This is a genomic window from Mesorhizobium terrae (genome assembly GCF_008727715.1).
Classification (GTDB): domain Bacteria; phylum Pseudomonadota; class Alphaproteobacteria; order Rhizobiales; family Rhizobiaceae; genus Mesorhizobium; species Mesorhizobium terrae.
Window position 1 is genome coordinate 3,212,200 of record NZ_CP044218.1, and the last position, 18,374, is coordinate 3,230,573.

19 protein-coding genes are annotated in these 18,374 nt (G+C 65.6%); 10 read left to right on the forward strand and 9 right to left on the reverse strand.

Annotated elements, in window-relative coordinates:
* Positions 1 to 124: 124 nt before the first annotated feature.
* The 3 genes from choW to FZF13_RS16730 are packed head-to-tail and all read left to right on the forward strand — an operon-like array spanning position 125 to position 2,823.
* Positions 125 to 979: a choline ABC transporter permease subunit gene (gene choW, locus FZF13_RS16720; RefSeq protein ID WP_024925547.1), complete on the forward strand. Its 855-nt coding sequence runs from the start codon at positions 125 to 127 to the stop codon at positions 977 to 979.
* Positions 976 to 2,157, forward strand: coding sequence for a choline ABC transporter ATP-binding protein (choV, locus tag FZF13_RS16725; protein WP_024925546.1), 1,182 nt, complete (start codon positions 976 to 978; stop codon positions 2,155 to 2,157). The genes choW and choV overlap by 4 nt, the downstream gene beginning before the upstream one ends.
* Before the next feature lie 48 nt (positions 2,158 to 2,205).
* A complete protein-coding gene (locus FZF13_RS16730) occupies positions 2,206 to 2,823 on the forward strand; it encodes an alpha/beta family hydrolase (RefSeq protein ID WP_024925545.1) in 618 nt (205 codons plus the stop codon).
* On the opposite strand, the gene FZF13_RS16735 is transcribed toward FZF13_RS16730, so the two are convergent.
* Positions 2,820 to 4,223, reverse strand: coding sequence for an ATP-binding protein (locus tag FZF13_RS16735; RefSeq protein WP_024925544.1), 1,404 nt, complete (start codon positions 4,221 to 4,223; stop codon positions 2,820 to 2,822). The two genes, FZF13_RS16730 and FZF13_RS16735, sit on opposite strands and share 4 nt — an antisense overlap.
* On the reverse strand, positions 4,220 to 4,939 hold the full coding sequence (locus FZF13_RS16740; protein WP_024925543.1) for a response regulator: 720 nt from the start codon (positions 4,937 to 4,939) through the stop codon (positions 4,220 to 4,222). Before FZF13_RS16740 ends, FZF13_RS16735 begins: the two co-directional genes overlap by 4 nt.
* 264 nt (positions 4,940 to 5,203) lie before the next feature.
* Here FZF13_RS16740 and FZF13_RS16745 point away from each other — a divergent pair, with 264 nt between their 5' ends.
* From FZF13_RS16745 to FZF13_RS16755, 3 genes are all read left to right on the forward strand, one after another.
* Positions 5,204 to 5,479, forward strand: coding sequence for a hypothetical protein (locus FZF13_RS16745; RefSeq protein ID WP_244431128.1), 276 nt, complete (start codon positions 5,204 to 5,206; stop codon positions 5,477 to 5,479).
* 32 nt (positions 5,480 to 5,511) lie between these two features.
* The gene (locus FZF13_RS16750; RefSeq protein ID WP_024925541.1) at positions 5,512 to 5,769 is read left to right on the forward strand and encodes a hypothetical protein; all 258 of its coding nucleotides are present in this window, start codon (positions 5,512 to 5,514) and stop codon (positions 5,767 to 5,769) included.
* A gap of 252 nt (positions 5,770 to 6,021) precedes the next feature.
* Complete coding sequence (locus FZF13_RS16755; protein WP_024925540.1) at positions 6,022 to 6,237, forward strand: hypothetical protein; 216 nt, start codon at positions 6,022 to 6,024, stop codon at positions 6,235 to 6,237.
* A 192-nt stretch (positions 6,238 to 6,429) separates the two neighbouring features.
* Here FZF13_RS16755 and FZF13_RS16760 read toward each other — a convergent pair whose 3' ends face one another.
* Genes FZF13_RS16760 through FZF13_RS16775 form a run of 4 tightly spaced genes read right to left on the reverse strand, consistent with a single transcriptional unit; the run spans position 6,430 to position 13,232 of the window.
* A complete protein-coding gene (locus FZF13_RS16760) occupies positions 6,430 to 8,502 on the reverse strand; it encodes a membrane protein (RefSeq protein ID WP_024925539.1) in 2,073 nt (690 codons plus the stop codon).
* Between the two features lies 1 nt (position 8,503).
* A complete protein-coding gene (locus tag FZF13_RS16765) occupies positions 8,504 to 11,314 on the reverse strand; it encodes a DUF4159 domain-containing protein (protein ID WP_024925538.1) in 2,811 nt (936 codons plus the stop codon).
* On the reverse strand, positions 11,311 to 12,228 hold the full coding sequence (locus FZF13_RS16770) for a DUF58 domain-containing protein (RefSeq protein WP_024925537.1): 918 nt from the start codon (positions 12,226 to 12,228) through the stop codon (positions 11,311 to 11,313). The genes FZF13_RS16765 and FZF13_RS16770 overlap by 4 nt, the downstream gene beginning before the upstream one ends.
* Complete coding sequence (locus FZF13_RS16775; protein WP_024925536.1) at positions 12,228 to 13,232, reverse strand: AAA family ATPase; 1,005 nt, start codon at positions 13,230 to 13,232, stop codon at positions 12,228 to 12,230. Before FZF13_RS16775 ends, FZF13_RS16770 begins: the two co-directional genes overlap by 1 nt.
* Before the next feature lie 147 nt (positions 13,233 to 13,379).
* On the opposite strand from FZF13_RS16775, the gene FZF13_RS16780 reads away from it, so the two are divergent.
* Genes FZF13_RS16780 through FZF13_RS16790 form a run of 3 tightly spaced genes read left to right on the forward strand, consistent with a single transcriptional unit; the run spans position 13,380 to position 15,912 of the window.
* Positions 13,380 to 14,009 (forward strand): DUF1285 domain-containing protein, encoded by a 630-nt coding sequence (locus FZF13_RS16780; protein WP_024925535.1) that lies wholly within the window; start codon positions 13,380 to 13,382, stop codon positions 14,007 to 14,009.
* A complete protein-coding gene (locus tag FZF13_RS16785) occupies positions 14,009 to 14,644 on the forward strand; it encodes a CoA pyrophosphatase (protein ID WP_024925534.1) in 636 nt (211 codons plus the stop codon). The genes FZF13_RS16780 and FZF13_RS16785 overlap by 1 nt, the downstream gene beginning before the upstream one ends.
* Positions 14,641 to 15,912 carry a CCA tRNA nucleotidyltransferase gene (locus FZF13_RS16790; protein ID WP_024925533.1) on the forward strand — a complete coding sequence of 424 codons (1,272 nt, stop codon included), beginning with the start codon at positions 14,641 to 14,643 and terminating at the stop codon, positions 15,910 to 15,912. Before FZF13_RS16785 ends, FZF13_RS16790 begins: the two co-directional genes overlap by 4 nt.
* Here FZF13_RS16790 and FZF13_RS16795 read toward each other — a convergent pair whose 3' ends face one another.
* Positions 15,913 to 16,098, reverse strand: coding sequence for a DUF1059 domain-containing protein (locus FZF13_RS16795; RefSeq protein WP_024925532.1), 186 nt, complete (start codon positions 16,096 to 16,098; stop codon positions 15,913 to 15,915). It abuts the gene before it with no gap.
* A gap of 145 nt (positions 16,099 to 16,243) precedes the next feature.
* A complete protein-coding gene (gene hemF / locus FZF13_RS16800; protein WP_024925531.1) occupies positions 16,244 to 17,158 on the reverse strand; it encodes an oxygen-dependent coproporphyrinogen oxidase in 915 nt (304 codons plus the stop codon).
* Positions 17,159 to 17,258: 100 nt separating this feature from the next.
* On the opposite strand from hemF, the gene FZF13_RS16805 reads away from it, so the two are divergent.
* Positions 17,259 to 17,510, forward strand: a complete 252-nt coding sequence (locus FZF13_RS16805) for a hypothetical protein (RefSeq protein WP_024925530.1) — start codon at positions 17,259 to 17,261, stop codon at positions 17,508 to 17,510.
* 212 nt (positions 17,511 to 17,722) lie between these two features.
* On the opposite strand, the gene FZF13_RS16810 is transcribed toward FZF13_RS16805, so the two are convergent.
* On the reverse strand, positions 17,723 to 18,181 hold the full coding sequence (locus FZF13_RS16810) for a tRNA (cytidine(34)-2'-O)-methyltransferase (RefSeq protein ID WP_024925529.1): 459 nt from the start codon (positions 18,179 to 18,181) through the stop codon (positions 17,723 to 17,725).
* Positions 18,182 to 18,374: the final 193 nt, after the last annotated feature.

Consider the following 18,374-nt stretch of genomic DNA (forward strand, 5'->3'; position numbering starts at 1 on the left):
CGATCTCGCCCCTGGCGGGCGACGCAAAGGGGGCAGCCGCCCGGCCGGGGGCTGCCCTTTTCCATATCCTGTGACAAGATGATCGTTCGTGCGGGGCGGACGGCGGCGCGAGATGGGAGGGCAGATGGATCCGGTTTCAAACTTCCTGGTGACCTGGAAGATACCGATCGGCGCGTGGGGCAAGGCGTTCTTCACCTTCCTCACGGATAACTTCAACAGCATTTTCCGCGGCTTTTCGAACGGGCTGAACACGCTGCTCGACAGCATCGTGAGCCTGCTGCTGGTCATGCCGCCGGTCCTCGTCGTGCTGTTGATCGCGCTGCTCGCCTGGTGGCTGCAGCGCTCGAAGGTGCTGGCCATCGGCGTGTTCCTCGGCCTGCTCTTCATCATCAACCAGGGCCTATGGAAGCAAACCGTGCAGACGCTAGTTCTGGTGGTTGCCGCGGCTGCCGCCTCGATGGCGATCGGCGTGCCGCTCGGCATCTGGGCCGCGCACAAGCCGAAGGTCTACAAGGTGATGCTGCCGGTGCTCGACCTGATGCAGACATTGCCGACCTTCGTCTACCTGATCCCGGTGCTCACCCTGTTCGGCCTCGGCAACGCGCCTGGCCTGATCGTCACCATCATCTTCGTCATCCCGACTGCGGTGCGCCTGACCCATCTCGGCGTCACCTCGGTGCCGACCTCGATCATCGAGGCCGGCCAGGCCTTCGGCGCCACTAAGCGGCAATTGTTATGGAAGGTCGAGCTGCCGGCGGCGCTGCCGACCATCATGGCGGGCCTGACCCAGTGCATCATGCTGTCGCTGTCGATGGTGGTGTTCGCCGCGCTGATCGGCGCCGGCGGTCTCGGTACTGAAATCAACCGGGCGCTCGGCTCGCGCAGGATCGACCTCGGTCTTGAGGCCGGCCTTGCCATCGTGGTGCTGGCCATCGTGCTCGACCGCATGACGCGCATTGGCGTGGGAGGCAAGAAATGAGCGTCGCCGTCGATTTCAGGAATGTCGATATCGTGTTCGGTCCGGACACGGCCGACGCGCTGGCAATGGTCGACAAGGGAGCGACCCGCGCCGAAATCCTCGAGCAAACCGGCAACGTGCTGGGCTGCGCGGGCGCCAACCTCACCGTCAACGAGGGCGAGATTTCGGTGCTGATGGGCCTGTCCGGTTCGGGCAAGTCGACCTTGTTGCGCGCCGTCAACCGGCTCAACATCGTCAGCCGCGGCCAGGTCATGGTCAAGAACGGCGACGGCATGGTCGACGTCGTCTCCTGCGACGAGGCGACGCTTCGGCAGCTGCGCCAGCATCAGGTCGCCATGGTGTTCCAGCAATTCGGCCTGCTGCCCTGGCGCACGGTCGAGGAAAATGTCGGCCTCGGCCTCGAACTCGCCGGCGTGCCGGACGCCGAGCGCAAGACCCGGGTCGACAAGCAGCTGAAGCTCGTCAACCTCGACCCGTGGTCGAAGAAATACGCGCATGAACTGTCGGGCGGCATGCAGCAGCGCGTCGGCCTGGCGCGTGCCTTCGCCACCGAAGCGCCGATCCTGCTGATGGACGAGCCGTTTTCGGCGCTCGATCCGCTGATCCGCACCAAGCTGCAGGATGAGCTTCTGCAGCTGCAGAAGACGCTGAAGAAGACCATCATCTTCGTCAGCCACGACCTCGAAGAGGCGCTGAAGATCGGCAACACGATCACCATCATGGAGGGCGGGCGCATCGTGCAGTCCGGCGCGCCGGAGGACATCGTACTGCGGCCCGCCAACGACTATGTCCGCGACTTCATTGCCAATGTGAACCCGCTCTCGGTGCTCACCGCCTGGAACGTCATGCGCGACCGTCGCGATCTCGAACAGGCCGAGGAAGGCTGGATCTGGCTTGACCGGCGCAAGACCACGCGTTTCAAGATCGACGAGCATGGCCTGGTCGCCGCCGCCGAGCGCGACGGCAAGCCGGCGGTATGGGTTTCCTGCACCGAGGTCGAGCGCCAGCCCGACGAGGCGGCGCAGGTGTTCTGGGCAACGCCCGGCACGCCGCTCAAGACCGTGATGCTGGCCATGCACCGCTCGCAAACGGCTCCGGTGGCGCTGTTCGACGACCAGTCGCGCTTCGTCGGCGCCATCGGCATTCGCGATGTTCTCTCGGCGGTTCTGCGCCGATAGGTTCGTGTCTTTCCGGACCGGTGTGCCGAACGAACGCAAGGGATTGGCATGATCTCGTTTCTCGATGACGGCCCGGCGGACGCCGGCACCACCCTGTTGCTTGCCCACGGCGCCGGAGCGCCGATGGATTCGGACTGGATGAATGCCGTGTCTGCGCAATTGGCGGGCAAAGGCGTCCGCACCCTGCGTTTCGAGTTCGGCTACATGGCGGCGCGACGGTCCGGCCAGCGCAAGCCGCCGCCTCGCGCCGAGGTGCTTCTGGACGAATATCGACAGGCCGTCGCTGCTGCCGCAACCGGCGGCAGGTTGCTGATCGGCGGCAAGTCGCTGGGCGGGCGGGTTGCCAGCATGGTCGCCGACGAACTGTTCAGGACGGGGAAAATCGCTGGGCTCGTCTGCCTCGGTTACCCGTTCCACCCGCCAGGCCAGCCAGACAAGCTCAGAACCGCTCACCTCGCCGCAATGGAATGCCCGACTTTGATCTGCCAGGGCGAACGCGACCCCTTCGGCATTCGCGAGGAAGTGGCTAGCTACAAGCTCGCTGGGACAATCGCCGTCCAGTGGCTGCCCGACGGCGACCATGACCTTAAGCCTCGTAAGGCTTCCGGTCGTACGCTGGCCGACAATCTGGATGAGGCGACCGGCCGGGTCGCTGCCTGGCGCTAAACCGCGAGCGGCAGGCGCAGCTCAGTCTGCAGGCCACCCTCGGGATGGTTCGACAGATAGATTTCGCCGCCGGCGGCCCGCGCGATGTTGCGGGCGATCGTCAGGCCGAGGCCCAGCCCGCCCGTTTCGCGGTTGCGCGATTTCTCCAGCCGGACGAACGGGCTGAATACGGCATCCAGCTTGGCCTGCGGTATGCCGGGGCCTTCGTCGCGGATCAGCAGCGCCATCTGGCTGTTGGAATGATGCAGGCTGAGATGCGCCTTCTGGCCATAAGTCACCGCGTTCTGGATGAGGTTGGTGACGCAGCGGCGCAGCGCCACCGGCCGCGCCAGGCAGATCAGTTCGCGCGACGGCGTGCCGTTGTCGTCGAGCGTCACCTGGGGGAAGCCGTCGGCGACGGATTCGACCAGTGACAGGAAATCGATGCGCTCGCTTTTCTCCTCCGCCACTTCGAACGTGGCGAAATCGATGACGGAGCGGGCGATGTCCTCGATGTCGCTCAAATCGCGGGCGAGGTCGTCGTGCAGCTTCGACTTGCGCAGCAGCGCCAGCCTCAGCCGCATGCGTGTGAGGGGCGTGCGCAGGTCGTGCGCCAGCGCCGCCGCGAGCTGCTCGCGATCCTCGACATATTCGCGCAGCCGCGACTGCATGGAATTGATCGCCCGGGCCGCTGCGCGGATTTCGCGGCTGCCGGCCTCCGATATGGGCGGGCTCTTCAGGTCGTTGCTGATGCGCCGTACTGCCGTTTCCATCACCCGGTAGGGCGCGGTCAGGCGGCGCAGCGACCAGACCGACATCGCCACGACGAGACCGGCGACGATGGCATAAAGCGGCAGGCTCTCGGGGTTCAGCACCGGGCCTGGCGGAATGATCGGTTCGGTGAAGTTCAGCCATTGGCCGTCGGAGAACTCGATCGAAGCGGTCAGCTTGTCGCTTTCGGCGAAGCCGGCCGCGAGCCTCAGGAGATCCTTCTCCACCTCGCCGGCATCGGAGCCGGGTTTGCGGACGGGTTTTTCGGGCTGGGTCGCCTCGTCGCGCCGCACCCTTGCCTCGGTGACGCCGAAGCGGGCCAGGCGGCTGACGAGGATGTCCTCCAGTTCCGCCAGCTGGTCGTTCTGAGCGATCGAAGAGGTGACGACGGGGCTGTCGGAAACGGTCATCGCATAGCTGGTGCTAGCAACACCGGAAGCCATGCGTTTGCGGTCCGCCGGGGTGGCCGCATAAAGCAACTGGACGACCGAATAGGCGCGATCGTTCAGCCGGTAGTAGTCGACGATGTCGGCGACGGCGGCACGGTCCCTGGCCACGATGTAGAGCGTGGCGACCTGGCTCATCAAAAGCGCGGCGATCACGATCAGCAGAACCCAGGCGGGCAGGGTCTGTGGCAGGAACCGCTTCATTCGGAGGTGGTCTCGGGAATGAACTGGTAGCCGCCGCTGCGCACCGTGTGGATCAGCTTGGGCGTGCGCGGGTCGTCTTCCATCTTGCGCCTGAGCCGGCTGACCAGGATGTCGACGCTGCGGTCATAGTTGATGCCGACGTCGCCGCCGGACAATTCGACGAGCTGGTCGCGGGTGAGCACGCGCTGCGCGCTCTTGACGAATGTGTGCAGCAGGTTGAATTCGGCCGCGGTCAGTTCCACCCGCACGTCGCCCGGCGCGATCAGCCGGCGGCGCGAGCAATCCATCGTCCAGCCGGCGAAGCGGTAGACTTGGCGCGGCTGCTGCCTTGGGGCCTCAGTCGCGTTGTTGCGCCTCAGCACGGCGCGGATGCGGGCCAGCAGTTCGCGCGGGTCGAACGGTTTCGGCACATAATCGTCCGCACCCATCTCCAGGCCGACCACCCGGTCCGTCGTTTCATTGACGGCGGTCAGCATGATGATGGGCAGCGCCTGGTTCGTGTTGCGCAGCTCGCGACACAGTTCCAGCCCGCTCTTGCCCGGCAGCATCACGTCGAGGATGACCAGGTCGAATTGGTTGCGCCGCATCGTGGCTTCCATTTCGTTGCCATCGCGGGCCACCGAGGTGCGCAGGCCGCGCTTCTCGAAAAACTCCTGAAGCAGGTCGCGTATGCCCTTGTCGTCGTCGACGATCAGAATGTGTGCATCGGATTTCACGAGATACCCATCGCAATGCTTTGCCGGGGAGGCAGTTGGTTTCGCCCTTAGGATAGGGTTGCCCGATCGTCTTGGCCAGCGGCTGCGGCGTTTCGAAGGCGCGTCCTCCTCAGAAACAATCCAGAAACAAAATTCAACATCCGGGAAAAACTGACGCAAAAAACCGATGCGATAAGGGTCCTCGCAGCGGCCAGAACACCGGTCGCGGCGCCTCGCAAACGGGGAACGCAGGGACTGACGATGCAAAGATGTTCGAATGGATGGATGGCTGCGATGCTCGGTGTTTCGCTTGTCATGTCCGCCGTCGGACACTCGCAAGCAGACACCCCCATCACCCGCAGCGAACGTTGCAACCGGCTAAGTCAACAACTCGACGAGGCCATCGAAACCCACGCCGAGGCGGCTCAGGTCGCCCAGGCAAAGGTGCTTCAAAAGAAGGCGACCCGGTATTGCGCGGACCGCAAGCAGGCCCAGGGCATCCGGACCTACGCCACCGCTTTGAAGCTTCTTGGAGTGACACCTGACGATCCCAGTCAGTGAAGCTCGACCCAAACTGAAAAAGGAAGCCTATTATGAAGAAGACCATCCTCTCCGCTCTCGGCCTCTCTGTTGCTCTCGCTTTCTCGATGCCGGTTCTCGGCACGACCGCCGCGAACGCTGCTTCGACCACGGCGACCACGACCACGACGACCGCTCCGGCTGCTGCCACCACCACCACCGCAGCTCCGGCCGCGACCGCTAAGAAGCCGGTCGAGAAGGTCACCAAGAAGAAAGTTGTGAAGAAGCACAAGAAGGCTGCCAAGAAGGCCGAAGCCAAGAAGACGATGTAAATCGTCCTTGGCTAACCTCGAGACCGCCTTCGGCGTCCCCCCTCTCGAAGGCGGTCTTGCGGTCTCCCGACCCGCCGCGGCCATGCGGGCCTCAGCGGAAACGACGCTTCGACGTGCAGCCCGGGCGACTATTCGTCAGGCGCCCCCTCTGTCCGGCCCATGCGCCAGGGTAATCCCTGCCGGCGGCGACCGATTCCCAACGGACACGCGACCGGTACTGGCCCGCTCAACCAGGAACATAGGAACACGTCCATGAGAAAGTCCCTTCTGTCGGCCCTCGGCCTCGCCGTGGCGCTTGCCTTCTCGATGCCGATCGTCGGCGCCAGCTCGGCCAATGCCGCCGAGACTGCCAAGCACGTGATGCACAAGAAGCATCATCACCGCGCTCATCATCGCAAGCACCACAGGAAGCATCACGCCCGCAAGCATCATCGTCACCACTACGCGGCTGCCAAGAAGGCCGCCTAAACATACGGCTTCCGCCACGGGCGGGATCGACAAGAAGGCCGCCTCCGGGGTTTCGGAGCGCGGCCTTCTTGTCGTTTGGCGGGCGTGTCGCAAGCTGATCTAAAGTCGTTACGGCGCGCTATCTCCGTCGTCTCGGATAGCTTGGCTGGAGCAACCGAAGCGGCGGCTCCCTGTCATACTTGCCGGATCGCTTTAGCGGCCTTCGCGGTACCACATGCTGCCCAGCGCCAGGAGCAGCAGACCGAGCCCGAGGAAGCCGCCGAACAGCGGCACGCGCGACACCGCCTTCAGCACGCTGTCGTCGGTGGTGCGCAAGCCGATCCAGTCGCGTCCGGCAGCCTCGGCCTGACCGCGCACCGGCACGATCGAAGGCAGCGCGATGTCGCTGCCGGTGCCGGCGACGAGGCGCCGCACGCTGCCGCCGGTGGCCTCAGTGGCCGGCTTCAGCTTGCTCTCCGTGGAAACGACATCGCCGAATTCCGGCGCATTGATGGGGCCGACATGGGCAAGCGCGGTCAGGTCGCCATTGGCAACCTGATAGAGACCGATTTCGCCGACCTCCATGCTGCCGCTGAAGATTCCCGGCTCCGATTTCTGCAAGGTCAGGGTGAGCGGCTTGCCGGAAGGGGTGATGATGCGGGCGGCGCCGGGATCGTCGCTCATCGTCTGGCGGCGCACCTCCAGCGTCATGCCACGACCGTCGGCGGTCAGCCGTTCTTCTTCCAGCTCCGGTTCCTTCATCAGCCAGTGCGCGACGCGGCGATAGAGCTGCACATGCGGGCCGCCGCCTTCGAAGCCACGCGCCCACAGCCATCCCTGGTCGGAAAGCAGCATGCCGACGCGGCCCTGGCCCTTGCGGTCGAGCACCAGAAGCGGGCGGTCCTCGGCTCCCTTCATCACCACTTCGCCCTCGGGCCGATCGATGCCGATGGTGCGGAACCAGCGGCCCCAGCGCGGCGGACTGGCTTCGGACCCCTCAAGCCCACGGGTGACCGGGTGACGCTGGCCGAGTTCGGTCAGGCGTGGATAAAAGGCCTTGTCGATAACCTCGCCGGTCGGCATGCCGGGCAGGGCCGACATCAGCGGCGTGCGGGCAATCGTGCTCGGTCCGGCATATTCGGGGCCGGCCGCGATCAGCAGCGCGCCGCCCTTTTCGACATATTCGGCGATGTAGTCGTAATAGAGGATCGGCAGCACGTCGCGATGCTGGTAGCGGTCGAAGATGATCAGGTCGAACTGGTTGATCTTGTCGACGAAGAGTTCGCGTGTCGGGAAGGCGATCAGCGACAGCTCGTTGATCGGCGTGCCGTCCTGCTTCTCGGGCGGCCGCAGAATGGTGAAATGCACCAGATCCACCGACGCATCGGATTTGAGCAGGTTGCGCCAGGTCCGTTCGCCCGCATGCGGTTCGCCCGAGACCAGCAAGACGCGAAGGTTTTCGCGAATGCCGTCCACCAGCGCGATCGCGCGGTTGTTGATGTCGGTCAACTCGCCATCCTCCTTCGGGATGGTGAGTTCGACGATGTTGCGACCGGCGCTGGGGATCGTCACCTGCAGCGGCATTTCCTGGCCGATGAAGGCGCGTTCGACCGCGACCTGCTGGCCGTTGACGGAGACGCGCACGTCGACGGGCCCGGTCTGCCCGTCGGTGGCGATGACGCGATAGGTCATGTCGAGCGGCTTGCCGACAAGGCCGAAGCGCGGCGCCTTGTCGAAGCGCACGCGGCGGTCCTTTTCGTTCTCGTGGCCGGTGATCAGCGCGTGGAGCGGTGCGTTGAACTCCGGCCGGCCGGCCGGCACATCGTGCACCTCGCCGTCGGTGATCATCACCGCGCCGGCGACACGCGACGGCGGCACGTCGCGCAGCGCGCCGTCGAGCGCCGAGAACAGGCGGGTCTCGGTGCGTTCCTCGGCGGCGCCGCTCTTGCCGGCCTCGACGACGCGCACGTCGAACTGCTTGAAGCGGGCGAGCCGTTCCTTCAGGCCGGCAACGGCGGCGTCGGTCTGGGCGGTGCGGTCGCCGATGTCCTGGCTCTGGCTGCGGTCGACGATGACGGCGACGACGCTTTTCAGCGCTTCGCGATCTTCGTCCAGGAACACCGGGTTGAACAGGGCAAGCGCCAGCGCGGCAAGGGCTACAAGGCGCAGCACTGCGCCGCGCTGACGGAACCACAGGCCGACAGCGGCAAGCAGCGCCAGCGGCACCAGCATCGCCGCCAGCAGGGGCCAGGACAGGAGCGGTTCGAAGGCGAGCGACCAGTTCATCTCATTGACCAAGCCGTTCGAGCAGGTCCGGCACGTGCACCTGGTCGGATTTGTAGTTGCCGGTCAGCATGTACATGATGATGTTGACGCCGGCGCGGAAGGCATAGATGCGCTGCATCGGGTCGGACGGCACGGTCGGAAAGAGCGGATTGCCGTTTTCGTCCTCGGCCCAGGCGCCGGCGAAATCGTTCGAAGTGATCATGATCGGCGTCACGCCGTCGCCGGTGCGCACCGGGCGGTTGCCGGGGTTGCTGGCCTCGAGCGAGGCCTCGACCCAGAGCGGGCTTCCCGCATAGCGTCCCGGAAACTCGTTCAGGATGTAGAACGACTTGGTCAGCACATGGTCGGACGGCACCGGCTCCAGCGGCGGCACGTTGAGCGTGCCCAGAATATCGCGCAGGCGCTGCGTCGCCGGACTGGCGGAAGCGTCGAGCGTGGCGGCGAACTGGTCGCGCGTGTCGAACAGAACCGTGCCGCCATTTTTCATATATTCGTCGATGCGGGCGATCGCGGATTGCGACGGCACCGGGACATTGGCGTCCACCGGCCAGTAGATGAGCGGGTAGAAGGCGAGGTCGTCGCTTTCGATGTTGACCCCGGTCGGGTCGCCGGGTTCCAGCGCGGTCTTTTCGCGCAGGAAACGGGTAAGCCCCCCCATTCCGGCGCGGCTAACGGCATCGATGCTGGAATTGCCGGTCAGCACATAGGCGATCCGCGTCACGGTGGCAGCGTCGATCGCCTGCTGATCGCCGGGCTTGGCGTCGCTGGCGAAGGCGGGCGGTACGGGCAGGAACAGCGCGGGAAGGATGATCAGCGCGACGGCTGCCGCCGTCATCCGGCCGGCCGCCCGGCGCCAGAGACCGGTCAGCCACAACACGACCAATCCGTCGACGATCAACAGTGCAAGCGCGGCGAACAGCAGCGGTCCCTTGATGTCCTGCTGTTCGTCGACGGCGTAGCTTTCGGTGACGACGGGGATCGATACCGTCGGGCGGCTGATCGGCGCCAATGTCGCATCCGCCGGCAAAAGATTATGCGCGAATACGCCGTTTTCGGTACCGTAGAGACCGGGTGGGTTCTCTATGGTCACGGGCAGCGGAGCCTTGCCGGTTTGCAAGGGCTTTGCTTCACCGCTTGGCGGCCCGATCTGGCCGTCGGCGCCAATCATCCGGTAGGGCGGCAAAGTGGCGGCGGGCGCGTTTTCCGTTGATGCTCCAACAGCGCCCTGGTTGCGCGAGAGCTGGACGATGGCTCTCAGCATTTCCACGAAGCTTCCTGAAATCGGCAGGTTCGACCACGTCGCCGAAGGGGTGATGTGGAAAAGCACCACGATACCCTTGCCGCGGCTGTCGGCCGTCACCAGCGGGGTGCCGTCGGCCAGCGTCGCCCATGTGTGTTCGGCCAAGGTCGGGGTCGGTTCGGCCAGGATCTGGCGCGAGACGGTCACGTCCTGCGGCGGCGCGAGTTTCGCGAACGGGCCGTTCGATGGGAACTCGGTCACTTTCTGCGGTTCGGTCCAGGAAAGCGCGCCGCCCAGCAGGCGTTCGCCGAGCCTGAGCTTCACCGGCAGCAACTCGTCGTCATTGCCGGCGGTAAGCAGCCGCGTCGAGGCAAAACGGATCAAGGTGCCGCCATTCTGCATCCATTTGATCAGCGGCTCGCGCACCGCGTCCGGCACGGTGCCGACATCGCCCAGGACGATGACCGCCGGCTTCTGCTCCAGAAGCTGCGGAATGGCCTCCTGGAGGTCCGGGCTTTTCGGTTCGATGATGTCGGCCGATGGCTCAAGAGCGCGGCGGATGTAATAGAGCGGGGAGAGAAGCTGCCTGGTATCGTCCGTCGGTGCCTGAGACAGCAAGGCAACGCGCCGGCGCTTTGCCGTCCCGTCGAGCAGTCGGACGCCGGCGGCGTGATTTTCTCCGTCCAGCGAGATCGCGGCGAAATCGTTGCGCAGTTCGAAGGGAACGACGATTTCGCCCGATGCTACCGCTTCGCCGGGTCGGAAGGTGAGGGCAGCGTCGCCGATACGCCGGCCCTTTTCGTCGAATGCGCCGGCGGTCATGGCGCGTGGCACGCCTGCGGGCGCGCGTATGGCGGTGACGCTGAAGCGATCGAGGCCGTTGTCGGCCGCGGTCAAGCCGACCATATCGAGACGATCCGGCGCGGCCCAGACGATGTTGGCGGGCTTGGCCGCAAGCAATGTCGCGAAAGCCTTGTCATCATCCTTGGCGGCGAGGCCATCGGTGAGCAAGGCGATGGTCGCGCCGGTCCTCTGGCCGATCGTGTTGGCGACGGCCAGGAAAACACCTTCGCGGTCGACCGGCACGGGGCGCGGCTGCACCGCGTTCAGGCGGCTGCGGGCATCGCCCGCACTGTAGGGACCGATCTGCTGGTTCGCCTTCTCCGCCGTGAAGGCAAGGATGATCGGCATCTCCTTCTTCTCGGCATCGTTGATGAGCCGCTCGGCGGTAGCGACACGCTTGTTCCAGTCGGGCGCGCTCGCCCAGCCATTGTCCACGACGAGGGCAAGCAGGCTGCCGCCGACAGGGATACGCTCGCGCGGGTTCCACACCGGGTCGGCCAGCGCGAAGATGACCAGGCCGGCCATCAGCAGGCGCAGCAGGGTCAGCCACCACGGGCTGCGGTTCGGCGTGTCCTCCGAGCGTAGCACCCTGGCCAGGATCTTCAGCGGCGGGAACACTTCCTTCTGCGGCTGCGGCGGCGTGAAGCGCAGCAGCCACCAGATGACGGGCAGGGCGACGAGGCCCCACAGCACCATGGGCGCACCGAAGGAGAGCGGCAGCCAGCTCATGCGCCGACCCTTCCGAGGTGGCTGTCATCGACGCTGAGCGCCATATGCAGCCGCACCAGCGCTTCGGAAGCCAGGTGGTCGGTGTGGTTGACGGTGTAGCTCCAGCCCAGGCGCTTGGCCCAGGCCGCCAGTGTCTCACGGCGGGCGACATAGAGCCTGCGATAGTCCTCGGAAAGCACTTCGGCGCGACCGGCGATCAGCTTTTCGCCTGTTTCGGGGTCGGTGAATTCCGTGCGGCCCGCATAAGGGAATGTCTCCTCGGCGGGATCGGCCACCTCGACCAGATGGGCGCGCGCGCCACGCCGGGCCAACCCGTCCAGCCATTCGAACGTCTCCTCGACAGGGTCAAGGAAATCGCTGATCAGCACGACGTCGGCGAAGCGGCGTATGCCGGAAAGGTCGGGCCTGGCCGGCAAAACCGCGGCATGGGCAAGGCGCGCGGCGATGCGCTCGGCGCCGTTGCGGTTGGTGAACGGGTCGGTGACGCCCGGCCAGGCGATGCGTTCGCCGCTGCGCGACAACAGTTCGGCCATGGCGAGTGTCAGGACCAGCGCGCGCGACTGCTTGGACACTTTCGCGCCGGCCGATTTGTAGAGCATGGACGGAGACGGGTCGGCCCACAGCCAGACGGTGTGGGCGGCTTCCCACTCGCGGTCGCGCACATAGGTGTGGTCGTCGCGGGCGGAGCGGCGCCAGTCGATGCGCGCCACCGCCTCGCCCTCGACATAGGGTCGGAACTGCCAGAAATCCTCGCCGATGCCGCGTTTGCGGCGGCCGTGCCAGCCGGCGATCACCGTGTTGACGATGCGGCGCGCCTCGACCAGCAGATCGGGCACCAGCGATGCGCGCAGGCGGCCCCTTGCCAGCGCGTCATGCGCGGCAACCGGTGCCTGTGCCTCGCCGATCCTGGCCATCACAGCCCTTTGGTCAGTTTCGCCACCACGTCGCGCACGCTCATGCCTTCGGCCCGGGCGGCGAAGGTCAGCGCCATGCGATGTTGCAGCACCGGCTCGGCCAGTGCCTTGACGTCGTCGACCGACGGGGCGAGGCGGCCGTCATAGAGCGCGCGGGCGCGGGCGCAGAGCGTCAGCGCCTGGCTGGCGCGCGGGCCGGGACCCCAGGCGACATGCTTGTCGGTTTCGGCATTGCCCTGGCCGGGCCGCGCCGAACGCACCAGCTTGAGGATCGCTTCGACGACGCTCTCGGGCACCGGCATGCGGCGGATCAGCGTCTGGATATCGCGCAACCGGGCGGGATCGAGCATGTTCTGCGGCTTGGCCTCGTCGATGCCGGTGGTCTCCAGCAGAATGCGCCGTTCGGCCTCGATCTCGGGATAGAGGATGTCGATCTGCATCAGGAAACGATCGAGCTGCGCCTCGGGCAGCGGGTAGGTGCCTTCCTGCTCCAGCGGATTTTGCGTGGCGAGCACATGGAAGGGGGCGGGCAGGTCGTGGCGGGCGCCGGCGATGGTGACATGGTATTCCTGCATCGACTGCAACAGCGCCGACTGCGTGCGCGGGCTGGCGCGGTTGATCTCGTCCGCCATCAGGAGCTGAGCGAAGATCGGTCCGCGGATGAAGCGGAACGAGCGCTTGCCGCTTTCGTCCTGCTCCATCACCTCCGAGCCCAGGATATCGGACGGCATCAGGTCGGGCGTGAACTGGATGCGGCGGGCATCGAGGCCGAGCACCACGCCCAGCGTCTCCACCAGCTTGGTCTTGGCCAGGCCCGGCACGCCGACCAGCAGCGCGTGGCCGCCGGCCAGAAGCGCCACCAGGGCGCGTTCGATCACGCTTTCCTGGCCGAAGATGACGCGGCCGACGCCGTCGCGCACCCGCGAGATGTCGGCCAGCGCCTTTTCGGCGGCGGCGATCATCTCTTTCTCGTCGATCGGGCTTTCCTTGACCATCACGCTCATCAGGCATCGATCCTTGTCGTTGAGGACGCCGGCCCGCATCATATGCGCGTTCATCGTACGGCGATTCGGCCTTCGCCGGGCTCTGACCCCGAGCTTATTTGACCGTGTATAGCTGACAAGCGCAACAACAGTGACTATTTCGTGACGATGACCGCAACCTCCGGACAAGCACCCGACAGCATGACCGCCGCCGCCGACGCGCGCGGGCTGGAGGCGCTGGTGGCGCGTGCCGCCCGTGCCGGCAAGGGCCTGCCGCCGGTCGAACGCTGGAACCCGCCCTTCTGCGGCGACATCGACATGGAAATCCGCCAGGACGGCACCTGGTTCTATCTCGGCACGCCCATCGGCCGCATGCCGCTGGTGCAACTTTTTTCGACCGTGCTGCGGCAGGACGAAGACGGCAGGACCTATCTGGTCACGCCGGTGGAGCGGGTCGGCATCCGTGTGGTCGACGCGCCCTTCGTCGCCGTCGAGGTGGATGTCTCGGCCGGGGACGGGGAGCAGGTCATCACTTTCCGCACCAATGTCGGCGACGTGGTCGAGGTCGGGCCGGCCAACCCGCTGCGCTTCGTCGACGAGGCCGAGACCGGCGGGTTGAAACCCTATGTGCTGGTGCGCGGCCGGCTCGAGGCGCTGGTGGCGCGGCCGGTGATGTACGAACTGGTCGGCCATGGCGAGGAGATCGACGTCGGCGGCGTGGCGATGTTCGCCTTGCGGTCGAATGGCGAGGTCTACCCGGTCATGCCGGCGATCCGGCTTGCGGAACTGAGCGCCTGATGGACCAATCGTTGCCTCCTTTGTTCTCGGCTGCCGATTTCCGCATGCGCGCTGCGCGGGAAGAGAATTTCCTGGTGCATCCCGACGAGGATGGCGACCATCGTTTCAACCCCGGCCATCCGCGCCTGAAACGCAGCGAGCCGCTGCGCGACGCCGCCGTGCTGATCCCGGTCATCGACCGGGGCACTGAAGCCACCGTTCTGTTGACCAAGCGCGCTGAAACGCTACGCAGCCACACCGGCCAGGTCGCCTTTCCGGGCGGGCGGATCGACGACGACGACCATTCCCCTGAATTCGCCGCCTTGCGCGAAACCCACGAGGAGATCGGGCTCGACCGCCGCTTCATCGACATTGTCGGACGCATGCCGGACTATGTCTCCGGCAGCGGCTACCGCATCGCGCCGGTGCTTTCTGTGGTGCGGCCGGGTTTTTCGCTGACCTTGAACCATGACGAGGTCGACGCCGCCTTCGAGGTGCCGCTCAGCTTTCTGATGGACCCGACCAACCACCGCCGCGACAGCCGCTTCTGGAACGACCTCGAATGGTTCTTCTACGAGATGCCGTATGACGGCCAACGCATCTGGGGCGTGACGGCCGGCATTATCCGCACGCTCTATGAAAGGCTCTACGCGTGACGGATAGCGTCTCCATCGCCGACAAGGCCGACTGGCTCGCCGACAAGAACCTCAAGCGCCTTTTGGCCGCTCTGTCGGAAGCGGGCGAAGAGGCGCGCATCGCCGGCGGCGCGGTGCGCAACGCGCTGATCGGCGAACCGGTGGCCGATATCGACATCGCCACCACAAATCGCCCCGAGGAGACGATGCGGCGTGCGCGGGCCGCCGGGTTCAAGGCGGTGCCGACCGGCATCGAACACGGCACCATCACCGTGGTGATTGCCGGCAAGGGTTACGAGGTGACGACGCTGAGGGCCGATGTCGAGACCGACGGCCGCCATGCGAAAGTGTCGTTCGGCCGCGACTGGAAGGCGGATGCGGAGCGACGCGACTTCTCCATCAACGCGCTTTACGCGAAGGCAGACGGCACCGTGGTCGATCTGGTCGGCGGCATCGCCGACATCGCCGCAAGACGCCTGCGCTTCATCGGCGATGCCGAAAAGCGTATCCGCGAGGACTATCTGCGCATCCTGCGCTTTTTCCGGTTTTTCGCCTGGTATGGGGCAGGGCGTCCCGACGCGGACGGCCTGAAAGCCTGCGCGCGGCTGAAAGAGGGCCTCGACCGGCTCTCGGCGGAGCGTGTCTGGGCGGAACTGAAGAAGCTGCTGTCGGCGCCCGACCCGTCACGGGCCTTGCTGTGGATGCGACAGGCCGGCGTGTTGTCGCGCGTGCTGCCGGAAAGCGAGAAATGGGGCATCGACGCCGTCCATGGGCTGATCGCGGCGGAACGCGATCTCGGCTGGCCGGCGCAGCCGCTCTTGCGGTTGGCGGCCATGGTGCCGCCGGACGCGGCCAGGATGAAGGCGATGGCGGAACGGCTGCGGTTTTCGTCCGACGAGGCGAACCGCCTGCAGCGCTGGGCGCTGACGCCGGCCATCGAGGCGAAGACGACCGAAGGCATGCTCGCCAAGACCCTTTATCTCGGTGACCGCCAGGCGGTCGTCGACCGGCTGAAATTGTCGCTGTCGGCGGCGCGTGCCCGTGTCGCCACCGACGATGCGGCACTGACCGAGGCCGGCGGCTATGCGCGTCTGCTTGCCTTCGCGGAGAAATGGGAAAAGCCGGCTTTTCCGGTCAAGAGCGCCGATATGTCGGCGCTTGGCCTGTCGCCGGGCCCGAAATTCGGAGCGTTGCTGAAAACGCTGGAGACGGAATGGGTGGAGAAGGGCTTCCAGCCAGACCGCGGCGCGCTGCTCGAACGCGCCGCCGAAATACTCAACAAGTCCTGATCAAGCCGCGTCGCGGACCTTTTCGATGCGCGAGCGGATGGCCTCGACCATGGTCTCGCGGATGATCGTCTCGCCATGGGTTTCGCGCATATGCTCGACCGCGCGGCGCATGACTTCCGCTTCCTCCTCGGCGCGGGTGTGCCAGTCGCAGCCGGGGACGAGCGAGCCGCAGTGAAATTCCTTCATCGGAGTCCTCCTTTCCTCGTCGTCGGAACGGTTAGCATAACACGCCGCCGCCGCTTTGGTTGCCTCGAAAATGGCCGTCGCGGCCGTCACTTGCCCCCGCGAAGCCTGGGCGAATTAGCCGGAGCGGCGGCAAGTTCCTGTCAAATCAGGGCCATTTCGCCTGCGGCGGCAGGCTGGACAGGATCGAATTGACGTTGCCGCCGGTCTTCAGGCCGAACAGCGTGCCGCGATCGTAGAGCAGGTTGAACTCGGCATAGCGTCCGCGCCGGATCAACTGCTCCTCGCGGTCGCCGTCGGTCCAGTTGTCGTTGAAGTTGCCGCGCAACAGATGCTGATAAACGACCAGGAAGGCCCGGCCGACGTCCTGCGCGAAATTGAAGTCCGCCTCCCAGCCGCCTTTCTCCTGCGGCGACTGCTGCCAGTCGAAGAAGATGCCGCCGATGCCGCGCGCCTCGTTGCGGTGCGGCAGGAAGAAATAGTCGTCGCACCAGGTCTTGAAGCGGGGGTAATCGGCCACCGCCGCGTTCTTCTCGCAGGCGAACTGCATGGCGCGGTGGAAGCAGGCCGTGTCGGGATCGTCCTGGGTGCGGCGGCGGTCGAGCACGGGTGTCAGGTCGGCGCCGCCGCCGAACCAGTGCCTGGAGGTGACCACCATGCGCGTGTTCATATGCACGGCCGGCACGTTCGGGTTCCAGGGGTGGGCGATCAGCGAGATGCCGCTTGCCCAGAAACTCGGGTCTTCCTCGGCTCCGGGTATCTGCTTGCGGAACTCGGGCGAGAACTCGCCATGGACGGTGGATGTGTGCACACCCACCTTCTCGAAGACGCGGCCATGCATCATCGACATGGTGCCGCCGCCGCCCTTGCCGTCCTCGCGCAGCCACGGCGTCCGCTCGAAGCGGCCGGGCGCCCAGGAAGCCTGCGGGCCGGTCAATTCGTCCTCGATCGCCTCGAAGGCGGTGCAGATGCGGTCGCGCAGTTCCTCGAACCAGGCGCGGGCGCGCTGCTTCTTGTCTTCGATGTCGGCGGGCAGACCAGCCGGTATTTCGGGTCGTTCCAAGTGCCGTCTCCGGGCGCGGGCATCTTTGCCCGACAAATGACTCGTCTTTTTCGGGCGCGATCCCTAATCTTCTCAGAAGTTGGGTCAAGGAGTTCTTTTTGTGCGTACTCCCGCAAGACCACCGCTGGATGGCCTCAAGAAGAGGCTGGACCGTGCCCGCGCCGAGGCCACGCCACGTGACGGCTTCCTGCGCGAAACCTTTGTGTTGCCGCGTTCCGACGCCCGATTGAAGGCAAAGGAGTGGTTCGAGCGGTGGCCCAAACAGGCCTATTGGACGACCATCGAAAGCTGGTTCGAACGGCCGGGCGACGTCATCGAATTCACCATTCGCAGGCTGCCGGTCGCCGATTGACCCGGCGCGGCGGCCCAAAGCGCCTCCGTCCCTCGCACCCCTTGACTTCAAGTTAGCTTGAACTTGTAGAGAGATTGTCTTCGACGGATGAGCGAAGGCGAAAAACGATGTGCGTATCAGGCTTGGCGGTTTCGGCGAGCCATCTTGGAAAAGACGGACGGCGTGCTGTCTTCAGTGCTCCGACGGAGACGGAGGGCGTCGGAATAGAGGCGCTAAGCCAGCTGCCGCAAGGCCTCGCCAGCCACCATGGCCACCGAAAGCGCCACGTTGAGGCTGCGGGCGCCGGCCTGCATGGGGATGAGCAGACGCGCGTCGGCGGCATCGTGGACAGTGTCCGGCACGCCGGCGGATTCGCGCCCGAACAGGATGACGTCGCCCTCGGCGAAGGCGAAATCCGTATAGGGCACAGCCGCTTTGGTCGACAAAAGCAGCAGCCGGCGGCCCTCGCTGCGACGCCACTCCTCGAAGCGAGGCCAATCGACATGGCGGGTGAGCACCGCCATTTCGAGATAATCCATGCCGGCGCGCCTGAGGTTGCGGTCGGAGAGGTCGAAGCCGGCCGGCTCGATGACGTCGACGGCAAGACCCGTGCAGGCGGCGAAGCGCAGAATTGTCCCGGTATTGCCGGCAATATCCGGCTGGTAGAGGGCGATGCGCAGACCGTGCTTCATTTCGGCGTCTTCTGGATGCGTGGCAGATCGGCCACAGATGGTTCCTGGTTTCGGCGATTGCTCGACTGGCATCTGGTCATTTTTTGCGAATGCGTGTATCAGGCCGGCATTGTCAACTCGAACCGACGGAGGCGTTCATGGAAACCATCCTGACCATGTGTATCACACGCCTTCTGGCGTGGGGCGTATGCCC

Coding starts and splice junctions, on each gene's coding strand:
- choW (WP_024925547.1), top strand. CDS start 125: ATGGATCCGGTTTCAAACTTCCTGGTGACCTGGAAGATACCGATCGGC.
- choV (WP_024925546.1), top strand. CDS start 976: ATGAGCGTCGCCGTCGATTTCAGGAATGTCGATATCGTGTTCGGTCCG.
- FZF13_RS16730 (WP_024925545.1), top strand. CDS start 2,206: ATGATCTCGTTTCTCGATGACGGCCCGGCGGACGCCGGCACCACCCTG.
- FZF13_RS16735 (WP_024925544.1), bottom strand. CDS start 4,223: ATGAAGCGGTTCCTGCCACAGACCCTGCCCGCCTGGGTTCTGCTGATC.
- FZF13_RS16745 (WP_244431128.1), top strand. CDS start 5,204: ATGGCTGCGATGCTCGGTGTTTCGCTTGTCATGTCCGCCGTCGGACAC.
- FZF13_RS16750 (WP_024925541.1), top strand. CDS start 5,512: ATGAAGAAGACCATCCTCTCCGCTCTCGGCCTCTCTGTTGCTCTCGCT.
- FZF13_RS16755 (WP_024925540.1), top strand. CDS start 6,022: ATGAGAAAGTCCCTTCTGTCGGCCCTCGGCCTCGCCGTGGCGCTTGCC.
- FZF13_RS16760 (WP_024925539.1), bottom strand. CDS start 8,502: ATGAACTGGTCGCTCGCCTTCGAACCGCTCCTGTCCTGGCCCCTGCTG.
- FZF13_RS16765 (WP_024925538.1), bottom strand. CDS start 11,314: ATGAGCTGGCTGCCGCTCTCCTTCGGTGCGCCCATGGTGCTGTGGGGC.
- FZF13_RS16770 (WP_024925537.1), bottom strand. CDS start 12,228: ATGGCCAGGATCGGCGAGGCACAGGCACCGGTTGCCGCGCATGACGCG.
- FZF13_RS16775 (WP_024925536.1), bottom strand. CDS start 13,232: ATGAGCGTGATGGTCAAGGAAAGCCCGATCGACGAGAAAGAGATGATC.
- FZF13_RS16780 (WP_024925535.1), top strand. CDS start 13,380: ATGACCGCAACCTCCGGACAAGCACCCGACAGCATGACCGCCGCCGCC.
- FZF13_RS16785 (WP_024925534.1), top strand. CDS start 14,009: ATGGACCAATCGTTGCCTCCTTTGTTCTCGGCTGCCGATTTCCGCATG.
- FZF13_RS16795 (WP_024925532.1), bottom strand. CDS start 16,098: ATGAAGGAATTTCACTGCGGCTCGCTCGTCCCCGGCTGCGACTGGCAC.
- FZF13_RS16810 (WP_024925529.1), bottom strand. CDS start 18,181: ATGAAGCACGGTCTGCGCATCGCCCTCTACCAGCCGGATATTGCCGGC.